At 63.7% G+C, this 22920-nt stretch carries 10 protein-coding genes; 6 read left to right on the forward strand and 4 right to left on the reverse strand.

What is annotated here, in order from left to right:
- Positions 1 to 141: 141 nt before the first annotated feature.
- Complete coding sequence (pbpC, locus tag ASD64_RS16905) at positions 142 to 2223, reverse strand: penicillin-binding protein 1C (protein ID WP_056107265.1); 2082 nt, start codon at positions 2221 to 2223, stop codon at positions 142 to 144.
- Between the two features lie 57 nt (positions 2224 to 2280).
- On the reverse strand, positions 2281 to 7749 hold the full coding sequence (locus ASD64_RS16910) for an alpha-2-macroglobulin family protein (RefSeq protein WP_056107268.1): 5469 nt from the start codon (positions 7747 to 7749) through the stop codon (positions 2281 to 2283).
- 269 nt (positions 7750 to 8018) lie between these two features.
- Here ASD64_RS16910 and ASD64_RS16915 point away from each other — a divergent pair, with 269 nt between their 5' ends.
- The 6 genes from ASD64_RS16915 to ASD64_RS16940 all read left to right on the forward strand — a co-directional run bounded on the left by ASD64_RS16915 (position 8019) and on the right by ASD64_RS16940 (position 20933).
- Positions 8019 to 9947, forward strand: coding sequence for an autotransporter assembly complex protein TamA (locus tag ASD64_RS16915; protein ID WP_156460197.1), 1929 nt, complete (start codon positions 8019 to 8021; stop codon positions 9945 to 9947).
- A 20-nt stretch (positions 9948 to 9967) separates the two neighbouring features.
- The gene (locus ASD64_RS16920) at positions 9968 to 14143 is read left to right on the forward strand and encodes a translocation/assembly module TamB domain-containing protein (protein WP_056107274.1); all 4176 of its coding nucleotides are present in this window, start codon (positions 9968 to 9970) and stop codon (positions 14141 to 14143) included.
- A 447-nt stretch (positions 14144 to 14590) separates the two neighbouring features.
- Positions 14591 to 16243 (forward strand): ABC transporter substrate-binding protein, encoded by a 1653-nt coding sequence (locus tag ASD64_RS16925; RefSeq protein ID WP_056107278.1) that lies wholly within the window; start codon positions 14591 to 14593, stop codon positions 16241 to 16243.
- Positions 16244 to 16355: 112 nt separating this feature from the next.
- The gene (locus tag ASD64_RS16930) at positions 16356 to 17357 is read left to right on the forward strand and encodes an ABC transporter permease (protein ID WP_056107281.1); all 1002 of its coding nucleotides are present in this window, start codon (positions 16356 to 16358) and stop codon (positions 17355 to 17357) included.
- Between the two features lie 12 nt (positions 17358 to 17369).
- Positions 17370 to 18527 carry an ABC transporter permease gene (locus ASD64_RS16935; protein ID WP_056107284.1) on the forward strand — a complete coding sequence of 386 codons (1158 nt, stop codon included), beginning with the start codon at positions 17370 to 17372 and terminating at the stop codon, positions 18525 to 18527.
- Between the two features lie 12 nt (positions 18528 to 18539).
- Positions 18540 to 20933, forward strand: a complete 2394-nt coding sequence (locus ASD64_RS16940) for an ABC transporter ATP-binding protein (protein WP_082550029.1) — start codon at positions 18540 to 18542, stop codon at positions 20931 to 20933.
- A gap of 89 nt (positions 20934 to 21022) precedes the next feature.
- On the opposite strand, the gene ASD64_RS16945 is transcribed toward ASD64_RS16940, so the two are convergent.
- A complete protein-coding gene (locus tag ASD64_RS16945; protein ID WP_056107287.1) occupies positions 21023 to 21613 on the reverse strand; it encodes a hypothetical protein in 591 nt (196 codons plus the stop codon).
- Positions 21614 to 21790: 177 nt separating this feature from the next.
- The gene (locus ASD64_RS16950) at positions 21791 to 22567 is read right to left on the reverse strand and encodes a VOC family protein (protein WP_056107612.1); all 777 of its coding nucleotides are present in this window, start codon (positions 22565 to 22567) and stop codon (positions 21791 to 21793) included.
- Positions 22568 to 22920: the final 353 nt, after the last annotated feature.

Here is a 22920-nt window from a genome sequence, read left to right on the forward strand (position 1 = left end):
TTTTTGCTCCAGTTGGGTCGGTGCGTGCCGGCGGACCACCGCTGACCAAGCGGCAGGGGACGTAATTTCCCCTGCTGGACCTTGGAGGAACAGGCAAGTCCGGGCGGAAATTCCTGAATCTTGTGGGTCGCTTGCCGGGCTTTATTCCACGAACACTTTTACGCTCGCCGCGCGGCCTGCGGCGTCGATGACGGTCAAGGTGGCGTAGCCGGCACCATCCGGCTGCCATGTCGCGGTGCGCCGGCGGTCTTGCCCGGTCAGCGGCTTGCCGTTGGCCAGCCAGCGGAACGGGGCGCGGCCGCCTTGCAGTTTCAACACCAGCGGCGTTGCGGCAGCTGAAGCGACGCCCAGATCGACACGGGCGCCGTCGGGCGGAAAAACGATGTGCGGCGCAGGCTCGGTGGCCCCGGAGGCGACCAGCCCATCGCCGCCGACGCCGAAGCGGGCGAGCGTCACCGGCAGTTCGTCGCGTCTTGGCCGCAATGTGCCGGCCGGCTGGCTCGGAAGCGGCACGGCCGCAAGGCCGGAGCGGGCGAAGGCCTCGAACAGGATGGGGGCCGCCGATACATAGCCCGACAGGCCGGGAACCGCGCCGGCATCAGCCCTGCCGACCCATACGCCCAGCACATGGCGCCCGTCGAAGCCGACCGACCATGCGTCGCGATAGCCGTAAGACGTGCCGGTCTTGTAGGCGATGCCGCGCACCGACGACCCTTCCGGCGGCTTTACCCCGGCCAATATGTCGGTGATCTGCCAGTTGGCCGCCGGTTCGAGCAGGGTCGTGGCCTCGCCTGTCACCGGCGCGGCTTCGGTGCCGTCGCGCAACGGATGCACTTTGCCGCCATTGGCCAAGCCGGTGTAAAGCTGCACCAGATCGCGCAAGGTAATGCCGACGCCGCCGAGCCCGATGGCAAGCCCCGGCGCCTCGTCGGGAGGCAGCACCGCCGTCGCGCCCGCTTGCCTGAACCGCGCGGTCAACCGTGCCGGACCGACCGCGTCCAGAATGCGGACAGCCGGCACGTTGAGCGACAATTGCAGGGCCTGGCGCACGCTGACATCGCCCTGGTAGCCCATGTCGAAATTCTTCGGCCGGTAGCCGCTGAAGTCGGCGGGGCTGTCCTCGATCAGTGTCTCTTGAGCAACCAGTCCCTGCTCGAAGGCGAGGCCGTAGATGAACGGCTTCAGGGTCGAACCGGGCGAGCGCAAGGTGCGGGTCATGTCGATCCAGCCGGCGCGGCTGGAATCGGTGAAGGAGGGCGAGCCGACTTCGCCCAGAATGTCGCCGGTGCGGGAATCGGCCAGCACCATCGCCACCGACAGTTTCGGGCCGAGCCGGCTTGCCGCCTCGCGCGCCACCGCTTCCAGCCCCTGCTGGACGCTTCTGCGGATGGTCAGTTGGGGAGGGGTATCCGGTTTGGCGGTGCGAAGTGCTGCGAAACTGGCATGCGCGGCGAGCGCCGGCAGGTCGCGGCGCAAGGCTGGCACATCTTCCAAAGCCGCCCGCGCGGCCTCGCGCTCGCCAAGCAGTCTGGCCGAAACCATGCGTGACAGGACGCGGTCTCGCGCCGACTGCGCTGCCTTGGGATTGCGGTCGGGCCGCCGCTTTTCCGGCAGTTGCGGCAAGGCGACCAGCAGGGCGGCTTCCGACACGGTAAGGCGCTTCGGTTCCTTGCCGAAATAGGCCAGCGATGCCGCGCGCACGCCTTCCAGATTGCCGCCATATGGCGCCAGCGTCAGGTAGCGTTCCAATATCTCGCGCTTGGAAAGCCGCCGCTCGATCTGCACGGCCCGCGCGATCTGGCGGAGCTTGGCCCAGACGCTGCGGCTTTCGCGCGGCTCGATCAGGCGGGCCAATTGCATCGACAGCGTCGAGCCGCCGGATACGATGCGGCCATTGCCGGCGAATTGCAGCACGGCGCGCCCGAGCGCGAGAATGTCGACGCCCTTGTGGTCCCAGAAGCGCTTGTCCTCATAGGCGACCAGCATGTCGACGAATGCCCTGTCGACCTTGTCGATGCCGGTTTCGAGCCGCCAGTAGCCGTCCGGTGTCGCGAAGGCCCGCAGCAACTGGCCGTCGCGGTCGAGCACTTCCGCCGAGACGGTGAGCTTTTCCAGCAAGGGCGGCGGATAGGCGCGGTCGAGTTGCCAGAGGCAAAGGGAGGCCATGCCCAGAAAGGCGGTAATACTGACAGCACCAATGGCAAGCCTGCGGAGACGGGTCATCAACCTGCCCCACAGGAAGGTGGAGATGAGGGGGTGACGTAGAGCACAAACGTCTTCCTACTGCGCCAATACCTCCATCATGCCGGTCGCGGTGCGGGCCGAATATTGCGGCCGGTACATGTCCTCCACGCTCGCCGCCGGGTGGGCATAGACGCCGGGCGTCACTGCGCGCACCACATAGGCAAGCGTGATATCGCGGTTGCCGTCGCCATCGTTCGGATTGAAGGCCGCGACGAAGCGGTCGTTTCGGAATTCGAGATGCGCAGCCTCGGTCTGCCCCAGCCAGCCGAAATTGGAGAGCTGGGCGCTCGAAACGAGGCCTGGATTGTCGATCTCGAAGCCGGCCGGCAACAGGTCGGTCACCAAGACGCGCGACGGCCAGTCGTTCAGTTCGCGCACTTTGAGAACGACAACGTAACGCTCGTTCTGCTGCGCTTCCGTGACGTTGGCCTCGGAGCCGTCGAGCCGGTAGTAGGTGCGCTCGATGGTAAATCCGTCGCCGCCCGCCGGCAGCGGCTGGCTGGGCGCCGCCACCGTGGTTACCACCGCCTCCAGCGGCACCTTGCCTGTGTTGGCGATGGTGAGCGGATTTTCGGCAAGGTTGCCGCCGGCGATCTCGTTCGAATAAGCGCCGCTATGGGCGTTACCATCGATATTGAGCGAGATGGCCTCGTTGCCGTCCTTCAGCGCGCGTGCGGCCAGCAGCATCCAGGCATTGTCCTGCGTGCTTGCCCAGCGCGTTGCCTCGCGCTCCCTGGCCACCAGTTTCACCAGTTGCGGCACCACCGAGGGTGCCGGCTTGCTCTCGGCGGCAAGCGCCAGCATCGCCGCCCCGTCGCGCAGCGGCGAGGCGTAGTCGGCGCGGTAATAGTCGAACTCGGTGGTGTTGTTGGCCAGATGGAGCGCTGCCTCGAACGTCGCTTCGGAGCGCTGCGCATCGCCGTAAAGGGCAAGTGCCGCGCCAAGCTGCGCCACCGCCATCGGGCTGGAAAAGGCTTCGAGCTGGGTGTCGGCATAGTAGCGCAGGTCGCCGATGGACGCCTTCTTGTTGCGCGCCAGGACATAAAGCGCGTAGGCGATATCGCTGCCGCGGTCCTGAACGTCCTGATCGTAGCCGAGCGAGTTCTGCAGGTTGTTCAGCGCCTGGCCGATCGCTTGCGCCGGCACGGCATAGCCCTGTTCGCGGGAGCGCGTCAGGAAGTCGGTGACATAGGCGTCCAGCCACAGATCGCCGGAGCCTGGTCCCCACAGGCCGAAGCTGCCCGCCGAGGCCTGATAGTTCAGCACCCGGTTGATCGCCTGCTGCACCCGCTCGTGCAGATCGGCATCTACCCTCATGCCGTAACCCTTCGACAGTTCGCCGACATAGAGCAGCGGCAGCGCGCGGCTGGTGGTCTGCTCGGCGCAGCCATAGGGATAGTGGTCGAGCGCGAGCAGCAGCGACGGCACATCGAGCGCCGACGATTGCGAAACGCCGACGCTGACCGACGCGCCCTGCAACAGGCTTGCCGCCAGCAGTTCCTTGTCGATGCGCAGCGACTTGCCGGGCGAAAGGTCGACCACCATGCGTGTGGTCACCGGCAGTTGCGAGGGCCGCACTGGCAGAAACAGCGTCTGCTCGACGGTCGGGCCGTCGGCATGTGCGAGACTGACGGTGATCGACGCATCGCCGGGCGCCACCGCGATCAGCGGCACGGTCAGCGTCTGGCGCTTGCCTTGCTCGAGCGCCAGCTTCTGCGGCACCGCATCGTCGCCGATGGTGATGTCGCCGGTGGTGGTGATGTTCAGCGCATAGTCGCCGGCAGGACCGTCCGTATTGGCGACGTCGAGGCGCATCGTGGCCGCATCGCCGGGGGCGAGGAAGCGTGGCAGGCCGGCGGTCACGACGACCGGATCGCGCACGATCACGTCGCTCGCAGCGTGGCCAACCGCCTCCTTGGTCCAGGCGACCGCCATCACCCGCACAGTGCCGTTGAACTGCGGAATGTCGAAGGCGACATTCGCCTTGCCATCGGCATCGAGTTCCACCACGCCGGAGAAGAAAGCGACCAGCTTTTCTGTCGGCGGGCTGCCTTGCGATTGCATAGCGGCGCCATCGCCGCCGGTGCGCAACCGGCCCATCGTGCCCAGCGAACCGTCGATCAGGCGGCCATAGAGGTCGCGCATTTCCAGGCCCAGCATGCGCTGGCCGAAGAACCAGTCCTCAGGATCGGGAACCTTGTAGTTGGTGAGGTTCAAGATGCCGACATCGACCGCAGCAACCATCACATAGGCCTTGGTGCCGGCTTCCACGCCGGACACCTGCACCGGTATCTCCAGCGGCTGGCGCGGCATGGTCTTTTTCGGTGGTGTGAGCGCTACTTCAAGTTTCTTTGCGCCGGGATCGATTTTCAGCCATTTCACGCCGATTGCGCGGGCCGGCATGCGTGTCTCCTGCGCGTCGCCGGGCCTGAACAGCGTCGCCGTGACATAAGCGCCGGCGCCCAAATCCTCATCGACCGGAATGTCGACGGTGCCCCCTTCGGCGGGGATCGTCGCCGTCACCGTCTTCAACAGCCGGTCGGCGCCGATGACGACCAGAAGCTCGCCGGCGAAATGCGGCGCTACCTTGAGCCTGGCCACGTCGCCGGCGGCATAGCTGTCCTTGTCCAGCGCGATTTCCAGTCCATCCGGCGTTTCGGTGGAACTGGCCTCGACATACCAGCCGGCATCGAACTCATAGCTGGTGGCTGGCCCATCCGGATCGGGCGAATCCACCTCCAGCCGGTAGCGGCCCCAGTCGACCGGCAGCGAAATCGACGTTTCGCTGTCGGCGGCGATGTCGACCACGCCATTGGCGACGGCCTTGGTGAAGGTCACCGGCTCGTAGTTCCACGAATTGCCGGACCGGTACCACTGATAGTTCCGCTCGACCCGGACCAGCGACCAGTTGGCGCCGGGCAAGGCCTCGCGCTTGCCGGCCGGATCGACGGCGATAACGCTGAGCTTTGCCGTGCCGCCTTGCGGCACCTGTTCAAAGTCCGGGCGAATGCCGATCATCGCGCCTTGCGGGCGAATGCTGAGTGTCAGCGACCGCTCGACGGCCCGCCCGCCGGTTTCGCGCATGCGCACCGTCACCTTGGCGCTGACCAGTTGCGTCGTCGAAGGCAGTTGATCGACCGCCACCGGGAAGGTCGCCTTGCCGTCATCGCCCAACAGGGGCAGGTCGGCCAGCGGCGTCACCGAAGGTTCGCCGGCCTGTTCGTCGGCAAGGCCGAAAACGAAGCCCTTGAAGCGCTCCCACTCGCGCGTCGTTGAAAGCGTGCGCTCGCCTTCGATGGCAAGGCCTGCCGCCGGCGCGCCATAAAGGAAGCGCCCATCCACGGTGACGTTCGCCGTCTCGCCAGCGGCGATCTCGGTCTTGTCGGCGGTGAGGTCGAACTCGATGCGGTCCGGGACAAAATCCTCGACCAGGAACATCTGGCTGGCAAGGGCGGCCTGTTTGGGATCGGTGTGGATGGCAACCGTCCAGGTGCCGCGCATGGCGTTGGGCTCAAGCGCCAGATCGACCGCATGGCCGCCGGCGGTGGCGCCGTCGCTGACGACGCGGCGATCTTCGACGCCATCAGGCCGCGTGAAGATGAAGGTCAGCGGCAGATTGTCGACCGCCCTGGCGGTGTCGTCGCGGGCAAGAGCTGCGACATGCACCGTTTCGCCGACCCGGTAGATGCCGCGCTCGGTCCAGGCATAGACGTCCAGCGCGCCGGGGGCCGCACGGCCGGTGACGCCGCGGTCTGAAAGGTCGAAGCCGGCGCGGGCCATGTCTAGGAAGACGAAATCCTCGTCGCCCTTTTTGGCCATCAGCACGGCCGGCACCATGCCGCCTTCACCGCGCGACAGGCCGGGATTGAAGGTGGCGCGGCCGTCCGCGTCGGTCGTCGCGGCGCCGAGGATTTCGTTGTTGCGGGCAAGCAGGGTCAGGTCGGCTCCCGCCAGCGGCTTGGCGCTGTCCAGCGAGCGGGCAAAAACGGTGAGGCCATCCTGGCCGGTATAGGTCGAAAGCCCGATGTCGGAGACGACGAACCATTGCGTGGCGCGCGAATTCCATTCGTCGCTGCGGTCGTCGAGCGGCTGGGCCGTCAGCACATAAACGCCCGGCTTGCGTTGCGGCAGCGCTTCATCGATCGGGAAGGAAGTCGTCACTTCCTTGTTCAGGTCGTTGGCGATTTCGAGTTGGCCTTCCCAAACCGGCGCGCCCATCTGGTCGGTGATGCTGGAAATGTCGTAGCCGTCCAGTTGCCGCAGGAACTGGTAGCCGGACAGAAGCTGCGTCAGCGCGCGGTCGCCGATGCGGTAGAGCTTCATATTGGCCGCAGCCATGTTGACGCTGACCAGCGGGATGCCGCGCCGCGCGCCGGCCGGCAGCACGAAGCTGTCGCCGGTGAAGCGGGCCGATGGCGCGCGGTCCTGCACATAGATCGATAGCACGGCAGGTGCGGAGATGACCTCGCCGATGGCCGCCGGCAGGCCGGAACGGAACGTCACTTCGTAGTGCTGGCCGTGCTGCAGGCCTTCGACGCAAATCTGGCGTTCCTTGGCCTCGATGCCCTTCGGCGGGCCGCCGTCCACGCGCACGAACTGCGTGTAGTCGACGCCGGTCTTGACCAGATCTTCCGAGAATTGCGCGCAGATGCGTGGTGCGCTGGTGTCGGCGTCCACGCTGTGCTCGATGATGCGGAAGCCCTTGCGCGCCTTGAGGTCCTCGTAGGCCGCGCGGACCGAAGCCGAGTTCATCAGCGCCAGGCTCGCCTCATAGGCTTGCAGGGCAGGGCGGTAGAGGTCGCGGCGGTCGAGACCGGCCGCAATCACGGCAAGCGCGTCGGCGCGCGTCGTTTGGGTGCGCAACAGCCTGTATGCGTTGAGCGCCGCCGAGGTGGCATTGGCCTGGAAGTTCGCCGTCTCCTGGCCGTTTGCCGGTTGCGTGGCCAGCGTTTCGCGGGCCAGTTCAAGCCAAAGCTTGCCGTCGTCGGGCATCGCCGAGACGGCCGCTTCGTATTTCTGCATGGCGCCGCGGTGATCGCCGGTCAGCGCCGTCTGCTTCGCTTCATCCGCCAGTTCGGCCAATCCTTCGCTCGGCTTGGGATAGTTCGGCCCAATCAGCCTGTTGCGGTATTGGTCGGCCTGATCGGCCATCCAGGCGGGAAAGAAGGAAAGCGCTGGCGGCGCGCCGATATCGGGGTCACTGTCCAGCACCACCACCTTGCCGGCGGTAGCGCCGTTGAACGGCTTCACCACGTTGAAATCGGATTTCAGAAAGCACCACTTCGCCTTGTTGTTGTAGGTGAAGGCGCGGCAGGCGGTGTCGCCGAGGCAGGTGCTTTCGCACTGGTCGAGAGTGACGTTCTGTTCTGAGCGCAGATCGAAGCCGAAATAATCGGCATTGTCGGTGGTGGCGATCCGCCGGGTCTCAGCCGCGTGGGCTAACCCCATCAAGGCGAAAAAGAGGGCGATCAATACGGAGAGACCACGAGCCGCGCGCATTGTCATCGCATTCCCTCTTGATGCTCCTGCCATAAAGGCAGGTTTCTAGTATCGACCCTGCTTGTCAATGCGGTGGCCGCCCTAGGTAACGATGTAACGGTTTCTTTCTGGTCCGTTCGTCGCTATGCAGCCTTAAATTGAAGTCACGCATTCTTGCGGCTGGTCAGAAGGTGTGAATTCCAACACTCTGTCATTTCAGACAAGTGGATTGTGGCCGCTTTACGAATGCCTTGGAACTTCAGTCGAATTTTAACTTTATGCGTTAAACAGGGGTGATGCTGAAGAGTATTGAGTTCAGATCAGGCGGGCAGAACGTGAAGCTTCGGCTTGCGCGCTCGCTTGTGCTCGCGCTTCTTGGCTCTACCTTTTTGCTGCCACTCGCCCAGCCGGTCGCCGCCTTCGAACTGTTCGGCATCAAGCTGTGGGGCGCGTCCGACGAGGACGACGCCGATATCGTCGATCCGCTGCGCTACGCCGTCACCATCAACGCGCCGGATGCGGACAAGGACCTCAACAAGAAACTGGAAGCCGCCTCGGCGCTCAAGAGCGACGAGGACAGGCCGGTTTCCGGTTCGCTGGGCTTGCTCACCAAGGCGCGCGGCGACCGCGAGCAACTGGTCGCGGCCCTCTATGCCGATGCCCGCTATGAAGGCGTGGTCAACGTCACCATTGCCGGCCAGCCGATCGACGATCTGCCGCCAGACGCCGAGTTCAAAGGCCCGCAGCCGATCCCGGTCGTCGTCGATGTCGTGCCAGGCCCCAAATTCACTCTCGGCGATATAAGGCTGGAAGGCGATGCGGCTGGCCTTGCCAGCGCCGATTTCGGTCTGATTGCCGGCGGCGAAGCCGGCTCAGGCGCGATCCTGAAGGCGGAAGGCCTGATCGTTCGCGCGTTGAAGGAGGAGGGCAGGCCGCTCGCCCGGATCACCGACCGCGAGATCGTTGCCGATCACAACACCACCACGCTCGACGTGACGCTGACCGTGGCAGCCGGCCCCGTCGCCGGCTATGGCGACACCACCGTCGAGGGCACCGAGCAGGTCGACCGCGAGTTCACCGAATACATGACCGGGCTAAAGCGCGGAGCCCGGTATTCGCCGGAGGAAATCGACGAGGCACGGGATCGCCTGCTTGGGCTGGAAGTGTTCAACAGCGTGACGCTGAGAGAAGCCGGTCAACTCGATGCCGAGCGCAATATTCCCATCGGCGTTGAGGTCAGCGAGCGCAAGCCGCGCTATTTCGGCATTGGCGGCACCGTGTCCAACACCGAAGGGCTTGGCCTCGAAGGCTACTGGGGCCACCGCAATTTGTTCGGGCGCGCGGAGAAGCTGCGCATCGACGGCTCGATCAGCGGCATCGGCTCGAACGACATCTCGAAGCTGAATTACAATGCCGGCATCATGTTCGAGAAGCCGGGCGTGGTCGGGCCAGCTTCGAAATTCTTCGCCAACCTCAAGACCGTCTACGAGCACCCGGATGCCTATGACCGCTTCTCGGTGAAAGGCGGGGCGGGGCTCTCTTACGAGTTGACCAAATACCAGACGGTTTCGGCCGAGCTTTCGCTCGATTATTCGAAGATCACCGACAGCTTCGGCAAGAAGGAATTCCTGATCGCCTCGGTGCCGCTGCAATATGTCTACGACACGCGCGACAACCAGTTGAACCCGACCAGGGGGTTCCGGGCGCTGGCCTTCGCCGAGCCGAGCTACGACATCGAAAACAGCAATGCATTCGTCAAGCTCAAGGGCGAGGGTTCGGCCTATTATTCGCTCACCGACTCCGGCAAGTTCGTGCTTGCAGGCCGTGCCGCGATCGGCTCAATTCTTGGCGCAAGCGTTGACGATATACCCGCCGATCGGCGCTTTTATTCCGGCGGCGGCGGCTCGGTGCGCGGCTATGCCTATCAGGGCATCGGGCCGAAGGACATCAACAACAAGCCGACCGGCGGCCTGTCCTATTTCGAAACCTCGGCCGAAATGCGCGTTGCCGTCACCGACACCATCGGCATCGTGCCGTTCATCGATGCCGGCACGGTTTCGACCCGGAAATTTCCCGATTTTTCCGACGTGAAGGTGGGCGCGGGCATCGGTGTGCGCTATCTCACACCGTTCGGACCGCTTCGGGTCGATGCGGCTGTGCCGCTGAACCGCGACCCGGGCGATCCGCGTTTCGGCATCTATGCCGGCATCGGCCAGGCATTCTGACGCGACAGGGCGGCTCTGAAATGGCAATCGTAAGACGCATCCTGCGCGTGTTGTTTTATGCGGCCCTCGTCGTCGTGGCTGCCGCCATCGGCGCGCTTGTCGTGCTGACCACTACCGAGCGCGGCCGCGACAACCTCGCCGGCCTGATTTCAAATGCCGCCTCGTCGGAAGCCGGCAAGGTCACCGTCAGCGGCATCGACGGCATCTGGTCCGGCAACCTGACCGTCGATCACGTCGTGCTGGAAGACGCCGAGGGGCCTTGGCTGGTGTTGCGCCAGGTGGCGGTGGACTGGTCGCCGCTGGCGCTTTTGTCGCGCACCTTCCGGGCCGACCGTGTCGCCGTCGGGCGCATCGAGGCGGCGCGTGCGCCGAAGGCCGATCCGCAAGCCGAGCCAAAGAATAGCGGCGGCTTTTCGCTGCCCGTATCGGTAGAGATCCGCGAAATCGACCTGCCTGAAATCGCGCTGGGCGAGGCGCTGGCCGGGGCCGGCATTGCGGAACTCGCCGCCAAGGGAAAAGTGCGGGCAGAGCGTTCGCCGCTGGCGGTCGAGGCCGACCTCAACGTGGCGCGCCACGATGGCAAAGAAGGCACGGTCGATGCCTCGGTGCACTTCCTGCCCGGCGACAATCGGCTCGACCTCGACGTGCGGGCTGCCGAGCCGGCCGGCGGCATCATCGCCAATTTGCTCAAGCTGCCGGACGCACCGCCGGTCGACATCGTCGTGTCCGGCAACGGCGCGCTCGCCGACTGGAGCGGCCGCGGTGCCTTCAACGTCGATGGCCAACTGATCACGCAGATCACCGGCCGCCACCAATTCACCGCCAATGGCAGCCGGGTAGAGGCCAAGGGCGACGGCGATTTCGCGCGTTTCGTGCCGGCCCGCTTCAAGTCGCTGCTCGCCGGACAGACCAGTTTCAACCTTGCCGGCACCGCCACCAACGAAGGCGGCATCGAAATCGAAAGCGCCACCATCGACACCGCCGCCGTGCATGGCGAGGCCAAGGGCAGCATCAATCCCAAGGGCGCCAGTGATTTTGCCCTGGAATTCACCTCGACCGGCCCGACCGTTCCCTTGTCGCTCGGCAGCGAGGAAAGCCCGATCGATATCGAGTTGAAATCGGCGTCGCTGCGTGCATTCGGCGAAGGCAACGCGCCGGCCGTCGATATCGAGGCACGCCTTGCCAAGGTGAGCACCAACGTCACCAAGGTCGACAACATCGCGCTGGCCCTGCATTCGGACGCCTTCGACGTGGCCAGCCGCAGCGGCCCCATCTCGGGTACAGTGACGGCTGACAAGATCGGGCTCGACAACCCGACCATCGCGCCGCTCATCGCCGGCAAGATCACGGCGCAGGTGGATGGCGATCTCACCAAGGACACCATCACGGTCTCAAGGGGCCTCATCACCAGCGATGCGCTGCAAGGCGGCTTCGACGGCCAGGTCTCGCTTGCCGATGGCTCAATCGAACTCAACGTCAAGGCCGATGCCGCTTCGGCGGCGCTGCCTGTCGCCGCGCACCCGATGCTCGGCGAGCGCACGACGCTGTCGGTTGCCTTGAAGCGCGATGCCAACGGCAATGTCACCGCAAACCAGCTCGACCTGTTGTCCGGCCCGCTTTCGGCCAGCGGCAGCGGTTCCTTCATCAACGGCCAGATTGCCGCCGACCTCAACGGCGCGTTGTCCGACATCTCGACGCTGGCCAAGGATGCCAAGGGCGCCATCGCGCTTGCGGTGACAGCCAAGGGCTCGCCGCTGGCGCCTGATGTCTCGGCGACCTTGAACAGCGATAAGCTCATCGTCGCCAATCGCGAGATCACCGGTCTCAAGCTCACCGCCAACGGCAAGGCGGACGCCGCCAATCCAGCAGCCGAGGTGACGCTTGCCGCCGACGTGGCCGGCCAGGCCTTGCAGGGCAAGGCGGTGCTGAAGACCACCGATGGCCGGCGCGTCATCGATGGGCTGACGCTGTCGCTGGGACAGAACCAGGTTTCCGGCGACCTCGTTCTCGACGACGCTTTCCTGCCCGAAGGCGAGGTCAGCTTCGAATTGCCCGACGTCGGCCCGCTGGCCGCCCTTGCGCTGGAAAAGGCCGAGGGCGAGGTGCGCGGCAAGGTCATTTTCTCCAAGCAGGACGGCGTGCCGCAGGTTGCGGTCAAGGCAGAAACTGCCGGTATCACCCGTGGCGATCTTTCGGCCAAGGGCGTTACCATTGATGCGCTCGTCGCCAATTACACTGCCGCACCCGCGATTTCCGGCACCATTCGCGCCGAGGGTGTCACCTCCGGCGGCACCGTCGTCAGCGGCATCGCCGTCGACCTGGCGCGCGACGGCGACTGGACGGCGTTTTCCGGCGGCGCGACGGTCAAGGACATTCCGGCGAAGGCCAAGGGCCGCGTCAAAGTCGCCGATGGCACGACGACCATCGAATTCGCGTCGGGCGACGCCACCTTCCGCGGCGTCAAGGCCAGCATCTCATCACCTTCGACAATCGCCGTCGCCAACGGCAAGATGACGCTGGAAAAGCTCGTGCTTGCCATCGGCGGCGGCACGACCACCGTCACCGGTTCGGTCGGCGAAGCGCTCGATCTCAATGCTGCTCTTGCCGGCGTGCCGATTGCGGTCGCCAACAATTTCGCCCGGGGCCTCGATGCTTCCGGCTCGATGTCCGGCGCGGTCAAGGTCACCGGCGCCCCGTCAAACCCTGCCGTATCGTATGACATCAAGACCGTTGGCGTGCAGGTGGCGCAGACGCGCAGCGCCGGCTTCGGTGCCTTGAGTGTCGGCTCCTCAGGCACCTTCCAGGCCAGCAAGCTGACCTTCACCGCCGATATTGCCGATGGCGCCGGCCTTGGCCTCAAGGGGGGCGGAACGGTGACGACTGCCGGTGCGCCAAACCTGTCGCTCGATTTCAACGGCGACGTGCCGTTCGCCTTCCTTGCCCGCAAGATGGCGGCGCAGGGCCTGTCGTTGAGCGGTACCGCCAATATCGCCGTCCAGGTGCGCGGGCCAACCTCTGCGCCCGTCATCAGCGGGTCGGTGCGCTCCAGCGGTGCACGTTTCGTTGCGGCTCAGGCCGGAATCGCCATCAACGACATTGCGCTGGACATCGGCCTCGGCAACGGCGTGGCCACCATCAACAGGCTCACCGGCGCGCTTTCGTCCGGCGGAAGCCTGTCCGGCGGCGGCACGGTCGGCATCGATCCGGCTTCCGGCTTTCCGGCCGATCTCAATCTCAAGCTGACGGACGGGCGCTATACGGATGGCCGCGTCGTCACGGCCAATCTTGCCGGCGATCTTGCGATCAAGGGCCAGCTGACGGCTTCCCCGGTTCTTTCCGGCACGATCAATCTGGCGCGCACGGTCATCACCGTCCCCAACAAGTTGCCGGGTTCGCTGTCGGAACTGGATGTGCAGCACAAGAATGCGCCGGCTGCGGTCAGACAGCAGGATCAGGCGTTGCGCCCTGCCGGCGGCGGCGCCAGCGGCAGCGGTGCGGTCACGCTCGACCTCACCATCAACGCGCCGAACGCGATCTTCGTGCAGGGCAGGGGCGTGGATGCCGAACTGGGCGGGTCCCTGAAACTCACCGGCCCGACCTCGTCGCCGCAGGCTGTCGGCCAGTTCAAGTTGCGGCGCGGCCGCCTCGAAATCCTTGGCAAGCGTCTGAACTTCACCGAGGGAAGCCTGAGCTTTTCCGGTTCGCTGGTGCCTTATCTCAACCTCGTCGCTGAATCGACCGCCTCGGATGCGACGGTCACCATCACCGTTTCCGGCGAGGCGACCAATCCGAAGTTCACCTTCTCATCGGTGCCGGCCCTGCCGGAAGACGAGGTGCTGGCGCGGCTGATCTTCGGGCGCTCCATGTCGAACCTGTCGCCGCTGCAGATCGCCCAGCTCGCGTCGGCCGCCGCCCAGCTTGCCGGCGTCGGCGGTTCCACTTCGCTGTTGCAGAACCTGCGCAACGCCATCGGCATCGACGACCTCGACGTGACGACCGACGAGAAGGGCGGCACTGCGGTTTCGGCCGGCAAATACCTCAACGACCGCACCTATTTGTCTATTGAGAAGGGCGAAAAGCCGGGCTCCGGCAAGGCCCGCATCGACCTCAATGTCGGGCGCGGCGTGAAACTGCGCGGCGAGGCCTCCGATGCCGGTGAAGCCAAGGGCGGCATCTTCTATGAGAAGGAATACTGAGGTTTTTTCTGCGCGTTCCGGAATGCCGGCCTTTATTTCCTGAGATAAAACCTTTTATGAGTCGATTTATATAGATTTTGTTCAGATTATATTGTCCTTGATTTTGGCATATATATTGATTTGGTGATTTATCGCCTTGAGGCGATGTGCGAAGTTGCTTACTTGAATTTGCCGTGGTGATTCGCGTTGAAAGATATTTATTTCCATCTCTGGAAACGTCGCGAACGGACCCTCTGTAATCTTCGCTGATCTTTGATTTTTCGTGTGCCGGCGTTTCGCTGAATCCCTTGACTGATAACAAATTTACGCCAAGCCTGTCGCATTTGCGCGTACTGTGTCCTTCCCAAAGTTGCACATTTCCAGATGGGATCCGCATCAGGTCGGTTTTGACATCATCGGTCTGATGCGAAATGCTAAAAGGCGGAAAGCCAAAAATGGGAGTTACAAATGAAAACCTACAAAAGTAACGGCGACCAAGTTCCGGCTCATATCGTGGAAATGGCCGAGGACGCCAAAGCGGGTGGAATGGACCGCCGCGAATTCCTGGCGCTGGCCAGCATGTTCGGCGCCTCGACTGCAATGGCCTACGGCATGCTGGGCATCGCCGCGCCGACGCAGGCTTTGGCCCAGGAGCCGAAGAAGGGCGGGGTGCTGAAGGTTTCGATGTTCGTCAAGGCGAACAGGGATCCACGGCTGGCGGACTGGTCGGAAATCGCCAATGCGATGCGCCAGTCGCTGGAGCCGCTCGTCAAGTTCACGCGCGAATTCACGTTTGAAGGCCGCCTGCTCGACAGCTGGGAGGTCAACGAAGACGCAACGGAATATACCTTCCATGTTCGTCAGGGCGTCACCTGGAACAATGGCGACAAGTTCAGCGCCGACGATGTGATCTTCAATATGGGCCGCTGGTGCGACCAGACGGTCGAAGGCAACTCGATGACGCAGCGCCTCGCCTCGCTCATCGATCCGGACACCAAGAAGCTGCGCGAAGGCGCGGTCGAGAAGGTCGACGACCATACGGTGAAGCTGAAGCTGCAGGCGCCGGACGTGACGATCATCGCCGGCATGTCCGACTATCCGGCATTGCTCGTGCATCCGTCCTTCGACGAAACCGGCGCGGACTGGGTCAAGAACCCGATCGGAACCGGCCCCTTCGACCTGGTATCCTATGACGTCGGCAACCGCGTCGTCTACAAGCGGCGCGAGAACGGCCAGTGGTGGGGCGGCGAGGCCTATCTCGACGGCATCGAGTTCATCGACTACGGCACCGATCCGTCAGCCGAGGTCAGTGCCTTCGAGGCCGGGGAAATCCACACCAACTACGAGACCACGGCCGACTATGTCGACATCCTCGACGGCATGGACCTGGTCAAGTCGGAGGTCGGCACCTCGACCACGCTTACGGTGCGCATGAACGTGGCCAACAAGCCTTATGACGACCAGAAGGTGCGTCAGGCCGTCCAGTACGCCGTCGACAACAATGTCTGCCTGCAGCTTGGCATCAACAATGCCGGCACCAAGGCCGACAACTACCACGTCGCCCCGATCCAGCCCGACTGGGCCGAAATCCCGGCCTTCGACCGCGACGTGGAAAAGGCCAAGGCGCTGATCAAGGAAGCGGGCCAGGAGAATTTCGAGCACGAGATCATCTCGGTCGACGAAAACTGGCACAAGAACACCTGCGACGCCGTCGCGGCCCAGTTGCGCGACGCCGGCTTCAAGGTCAAGCGCACCGTGCTGCCCGGTTCAACTTTCTGGAACGACTGGACGAAGTATCCGTTCTCGGCGACGAACTGGAACATGCGCCCGCTGGGCATCCAGGTCATCGTGCTTGCCTACCGCACCGGCGGCAGCTGGAACGAGACGGCTTACTCAAATCCCGATCTCGACAAGCTCATCGATCAGGCGCTGACCATCGGCGACAATGAAAAGCGCAAGACGGTGATGAAGGACATCGAGCAGATCATCCAGGATTCGGGCATTCTCATCCAGCCGTACTGGCGCAAGCTCTACGACCACTCCGTGCCGGCGGTGAAGAACCACGGCATGCATCCGATGTTCGAACTCGACCTGCAGAAGGTCTGGCTCGACGAGGGTTGATCGGCGTCGACGGGATGGGGCCGCGCGGCCCCATCCCGTTCGCAAACGATAATCACCCCGCCGGATGAGAGGTAGCACCGTGCTCATTTTCATGTTGCGACGCCTCGGGGTCATGGCCGTCACGATGCTGTGCCTGACGCTTGTCGTCTTCTATATGGTGAATCTGGAACCGAACCTCACCAAGCTGGCACTCAGCCAGATGGACATGCGCGCCACGCGCGCCGACCAGGAAAAGTGGCTGGAACGGAACGGCTACCGGCAGAATTTCTTCGTGCGCTACGGTCAGTGGATCGGCGTGGTCAAGAAGCAGCCGATCATTAACCCGGCCACGGGCAATCCGACGGCGCGCTTTACCTTCTGCGATGACCCGGCGGTGCCGGTCTATTCCGGCGTCCTGCAAGGCGATTTCGGCTGCTCGACCAAATTCAGGGAGACGGTGGCCAAGAAGCTGTTCCCGGCGCTTGGTGCCACCGGGGTGCTGATGTTCTGGGTTCTGGCGGTCATGGTGCCGATCTCGCTGCTGATCGGCGTGCTGGCCGGCATGCGCGAGGGGTCACGAACGGACCGAACGCTTTCGGTGGCCTCGATCGCCTCGACAGCGACGCCTGAATATGTGTCTGGCGTCATATTCACCGTCATCTTTGCGTCGTGGCTGGGCTGGTTCAACGGTTCGGCCGCCTCGGCTTCCCGCGGCATAACCTTTTACAATTTCACGCTGCCGGTGATGACGCTGGCCATTTACGGCATCGGCTACATCGCGCGCATGACGCGGGCCTCCATGGTGGAGGTGATGACGCAGCAATATATCCGCACCGCGCGGCTGAAGGGCCTCAGTTTCTCGGCGGTGGTCATGAAGCATGCCCTGCGCAACGCGCTGATTGCGCCGTTCACGGTCATCATGCTGCAGTTTCCATGGCTGCTCACCGGCGTCGTCGTGGTCGAGGTGATGTTCCGCTACCAGGGTTTCGGCTACACTTTGGTTGAGGCGGCCAGCAACAACGACATCGACCTCCTGCTCGGCTGCTCGCTGGTGTCGGTGTTCATCGTTTTGATAACGCAACTCATATCCGACGTGGGCTACGCCTATCTCAACCCGCGTATCCGGGTTCAATAGGGAGAACTCAGGATGCAGATCGAATATGTCGGCGCTTTCCAGATAATCGTCGGGGTGCTGGTGCGCTTCTGGCCGGTGTGGCTGGCATTGGCCGTGGTGATGGTGCCAAGTTATGTGGCCAGGCGGCGGCTCGGCCTCTACGGCCAGCTCTACGACAGCGGCGTCGGCCTCGCCGGCGTCGGCATCTGCCTGTTCTGGCTGTTCACGGCGGTCTTTTCCGCCACCGTCTCGCCTTTCGATCCGCTGGCGCAGATACCGGTGATGAAGGATGCCTTGCCGGGGGCCATCGATGCGAATTCGGGCCAGGTCTATCTCTTCGGCGGCGACAAGCTTGCTCGCGACGTCTTCTCGCGCATGGTATTTGGCAGCCGCATCGTGCTGATCATCGCGCCTGCCGCAACGGGCTTCGCGCTGATGGTCGGCATCACGCTCGGCCTGCCGGCCGGTTATTACGGCGGCAAGATCGATTCGATCCTGTCCTTCCTGGCCAACCTGGTACTGGCTTTCCCCGTCATCCTCCTGTTCTACCTGCTGGTGACGCCGGGCATCATGGACACGCCCATTCCCTACGGACTGGCCGGCGTGTTCTTCCTGTTCCCGATCGTCTTTTTCAGCGTCCTGTTCTGGACACGCTACAAGAACAGGCCGGACCGGCTCTACATCCTGCTCGGGCTGACGCTTGTCATCGGCGGCTGGGTCTATGCCGGGCTGGTGTTCGACGCCGACCCGCTGGACATCGTCAGCATCGCTCCGAACCAGTTGAACATCTTCGTGGCGGTGGTGTTCGCTTCCTCGCCCGGTGTGTTCCGCATCGTGCGCGGCCTCGTCATGGACATCAAGACGCGCGACTACGTCGCCGCCGCCCAGACGCGCGGCGAGAGCCCGTGGTACATCATGCTGTGGGAGATCCTGCCCAATGCGCGCGGGCCGCTCATCGTCGATGCCTGCCTGCGCATCGGCTACACCACCATCCTGCTCGGCACATTGGGCTATTTCGGCCTTGGCCTGGCGCCGGAGAGCCCGGACTGGGGCACGGCGATCAAGGACGCCAGCCGGTTGCTGCGGCAGACCATCCATCCGGCACTGCCGCCGACGATCGCCCTGATGTCGTTCGTGCTCGGCCTCAACCTCCTGGCCGACTCCTTGCGCGAGCAGTCGATGAAGGATTGAGGAGCGTCAGCCATGAACGAAGCCGTCAAAGCCACGAACACAGCCGATGCCAAGCCCATCATCGAGATCGAGAACCTGTCGATCTCCTTCTTCACCCGCAAGGGCGAAATACCAGCGGTGATGGACTTTTCCTGCACCGTCATGCCCGGCGAGGCGATGGGCATCGTAGGTGAATCCGGCTGCGGCAAGTCCACCGTGTCGCTCGGCATCATGCGCGACCTTTCCAATGTCGGCAGGATCGTCGGCGGCCGCATCAAGTTCCAGGGCCGCGACATGGGCGAGTTGTCGGAAGACGAACTGCGCTCCATCCGCGGCAACAAGATCGCCATGATCTACCAGGAACCGATGGCGAGCCTCAATCCGGCGATGAAGATCGGCCAGCAACTGATGGAAGTGCCGCTGATCCACGACAAGGTTTCCAGGGAGGAGGCCCATAGCCGTGCGCTGGAGATGGTGCGGGCGGTCAAATTGCCGGACCCCGAGCGCATGATGCGCTCCTTCCCGCATCAGCTTTCAGGCGGCCAGCAGCAGCGCATCGTCATCGCCATGGCGCTGTTGTCGAACCCGGCGCTGCTTCTGCTCGACGAGCCGACCACCGCGCTCGACGTCACCGTCGAGGCCGGCATCGTCGAACTGGTCAAGGGGCTGGGCCAGCGCTTCGGCACGTCGATGATCTTCGTCTCGCACAATCTCGGCCTTATCTTGGAGACGTGCGACAGGATCACGGTGATGTATTCGGGCGAGGCGGTCGAAACCGGCCGCATCAAGGACGTGTTCGACCGGATGCGCCACCCCTATACGCAAGGGCTTTTCCGGTCCATTCCGCTGCCGGGCGCCGACAAGAATGCGCGTCCGCTGATTGCCATTCCAGGCCAGTTGCCGCTGCCGCACGAGCGGCCGAAGGGCTGCAATTTCGGCCCGCGCTGCCACCACTTCGTCGAAGGCGTGTGCAACGCGGCCGAAATCCCGATGATCGAGGTCGAGGGACACGAAGGCCACTTCAGCCGCTGCGTCCGCTTCAACGAGATCGACTGGGAAGCGCTCCCGCCGGGGGCCAAGAAGACCAGCGAGCCGGTCAAGCCCGGCGCCACGGTGCTCAAGGTCGACAACCTCAGGAAATATTACCAGGTCGGCGCGGGCGGGATATTCGGCGGCGGGGAGGGGCGCACCGTCAAGGCCAACGAAACCATCAGCTTCGAGGCGCGCGAATCCGAAACCGTCGCCATCGTCGGTGAATCCGGCTGTGGAAAGTCGACGCTGGCCAAGGTCCTGCTCGGGCTGGAAACGGCAAGCGACGGCGACGTATCGCTGGGCAACACCGAGATCCAGTCGACATCCATCGAAAGGCGCGATGTCGAAACGGTATCGTCCATCCAGATGGTGTTCCAGAACCCGTTCGATACGCTGAACCCCAGCCACAGCGTCGGTTCGCAGATCGTCCGCACGCTGGAGAAATTCCACGTCGGCAACACCGTCGCCGATCGCAAGCAGCGCATGCTGGAACTGTTGGATCTCGTGAAGCTTCCGCGCGCTTTCGCCGAGCGCAAGCCGCGCCAATTGTCCGGCGGCCAAAAGCAGCGCATCGGCGTGGCGCGCGCCTTTGCCGGCAATGCCAGGGTGGTGGTGGCGGACGAGCCCGTCTCGGCCCTCGACGTGTCGGTGCAGGCCGCCGTCACCGAACTGTTGATGGACATCCAGCGCAAGAACAAGACGACGCTTCTGTTCATCAGCCACGACCTTTCGGTCGTGCGCTACATCGCTGACCGCGTCGTCGTCATGTATCTGGGCTATATCGTCGAGCAAGGCACCACCGACCAGATCTTCTCGCCGCCCTACCATCCCTACACCGAGGCGCTTTTGTCCGCGATCCCGATCGCCGACACGTCGGTGGTCAAGAAGCACATCGTGCTCGAAGGCGACATCCCCTCCGCGATGAACCCGCCGAGCGGCTGTCCGTTCCAGACCCGTTGCCGCTACAAGCACCTGGTGCCGGACAATCTGTGCGAGACGCAGGTGCCGCCGGTGAAGGAACTCGGCGGTGGCCACAAGAGCCTGTGCTGGCTGTCCGATGAGGTTCTGGCAAAAATGGAGCCGGTGATCAGCTTTGAGAACGGCGACGACAAGGCCGCGCCCGCCAGCGATCTGCCGAAGGATTTGGATGACCGGCCGGCCGATGAACCGGCGGCCCACGATGCGCCGAAGCGGCCGCGCGGCAAGCGGGTCGCACCTGAGGTCGGCAAGGCGGCAGGCAAGGCAATCGAGCGCAAGGCGACGGCGCGCGCCCGCACCCACGAGCGTCGGGATGAAACCGCCGAGCGTCAAGCAAACGGGAAGCCGGCAACGTCAAAGGCGTCACGTTCCGCAGGCAGCAGCAAGGTCAAGCCAAAGCCAGCGAAAGACAAGTAGCTTGATGCATGTCGCCCGAAAGTGGGAACCGGTTTCGGGATAACGACATGCATGAAAACAAACACTTGGGGCGGTAGCGGCGGCCTCGACTACTCGCAGTTCTGCAATTGCCCAGCGTAATTGCGGGCCATGGTGTCCGTTTCGCGGGCGTATTTCACGATGCCGGGCTTGCTGCGCCACGCGCCCTGCCGGTAGCCGTTCCAGCCGAGATAATAGGCGAGATAGAGATTGTAGGTGTCGTTTTTCGCCACGCCAAGCGTGTCGGCTGTCTTGCCGTGATACCAGCCGACGAAGTCGATGGCGTCGGCAAAGCTGTTGCGGCGGGCCGCGAAGTTGCCGGTCTCGGTGCGATACTGGTTCCATGTGCCGTCCAATGCCTGCGAGTAGCCATAGGCGCTGGACTGGTGTTTCCACGGAATGAAGCCGAGCAGTTTGGTGCGGGGCGGCTTGGCATTGCCCTTGAAGCCGGATTCCTTGCGCACCGTCGCCATCAGCACCGGCACCGGCACGCCATATTTGCGCTCGGTGCGTTCGGCGGCGGAGCGCCAGTCGCCGATGAAGCCGTCGCGCTGGTCGAAGACGGCGCAGACATTGTTGATGTGGCGCGGCGGCGTCGCGCAGGCGGCAAGCGCCAGCAGGGCAAGGACAGGAACAATTCGACTAAAACTGTACGCAGACATGCTGCAGCTTTAGGCGCAATTGATAAAGGGAATCTTGCACTGGATGTTAACGAATTGGGCGGAGCGAGCGCTCCGCCCAATATCCTGATGTGCTGATTCTCAATTTCGGCGCAACATATTGAGAACATGGCAGTTCCGGGGCCCGAACGAAGTTGCGCCTGGCCGCCCGATCCTGACCTACCGCATCGGCGCAACCATGCCAAAATGCGCGCCTTGCGGGTCGGTGCAATTCACTACCCACTGGCCGCCGGGCACGTCCATTGGTCCGAACACCACCTTGCCGCCATTGTCGGTCACGCGTTTGGCGGCAGCGTCGATGGCGGGCACGTTGAAGTAGAACTGCCACACCGGCACCGGTAGATGAGGCGGCCGGTTCATCATGCCGCCGTTCTGTTCGCCGTTGACCGAGAACAATTGGTAGATGCCCATCTCTTCCATGTCGACGCTCATGTCTTTTTCCCAGCCGAACTGGCCGGAATAGAACTCCAGCGCCGAAGGCCAGTCATTGGCGTAAAGTTCGCGCCAGCCGATATGGCCGGGCGTACCCATGGCGACCGGCGGCTGGTCGGGGCCGTTCGGCTGCAACAGCATGAAGACCGCGCCTTGCGGGTCTGAAACGACGGAGAAACGGCCGACGCCCGGAATGTCGGATGGCTCGCGGTGCACCTTGCCGCCCGCCTTTTTGACCGCATCGGTCGTGGCATCGGCATCGTCGGCTTGAATGTAACCGACCCAGGCCGGGGGCATGCCCATATTCCTGGCTTCTTCGGGCAAGGCCATGATCCCGCCGACGCCCCTGTCGCCGACCTTCACGACGACATATCGCTGCATCGCAGACCCACCGTCGAACGGCTCGGCCTTCCAGCCGATCACTTTGGTATAGAACGCCTCGGCGGCGTCCACGTCGGTGGTCATCAACTCGTACCAGAAGAAGGATTTCGCTGCGCTTGGCATGATGACGTGCTCCATGGCTGGGGTGCGGGATCGATCACGGTTCCCATCATAGGACGATCATCGCGACGGAAATCCGACATTGCAGCACGGCCGGGAGTATTTTCGGGAGCGTCTGTTCATCGGGATCCCGTCCGCAACAAGCGCGCTGACGCTGGCGGGCGAGAAGAAATCGTGGATCAAACGGCCTCCTTCGCTCTGCCAAGCCGTTGACTCCGGTCACTTCAACAAGAACCCCTCGATATTCTTGTCCACGCCCTCTCAACCTCTTCCATAATCGGTGCCATCGCTTCTGCGGGAAACTCGGTGCGCACCGGGTATCGAGGAGAAGCGTCGGTGCCGGATTGGTCGCATGA

This window comes from Mesorhizobium sp. Root157 (assembly GCF_001427385.1).
Lineage (GTDB): Bacteria > Pseudomonadota > Alphaproteobacteria > Rhizobiales > Rhizobiaceae > Mesorhizobium.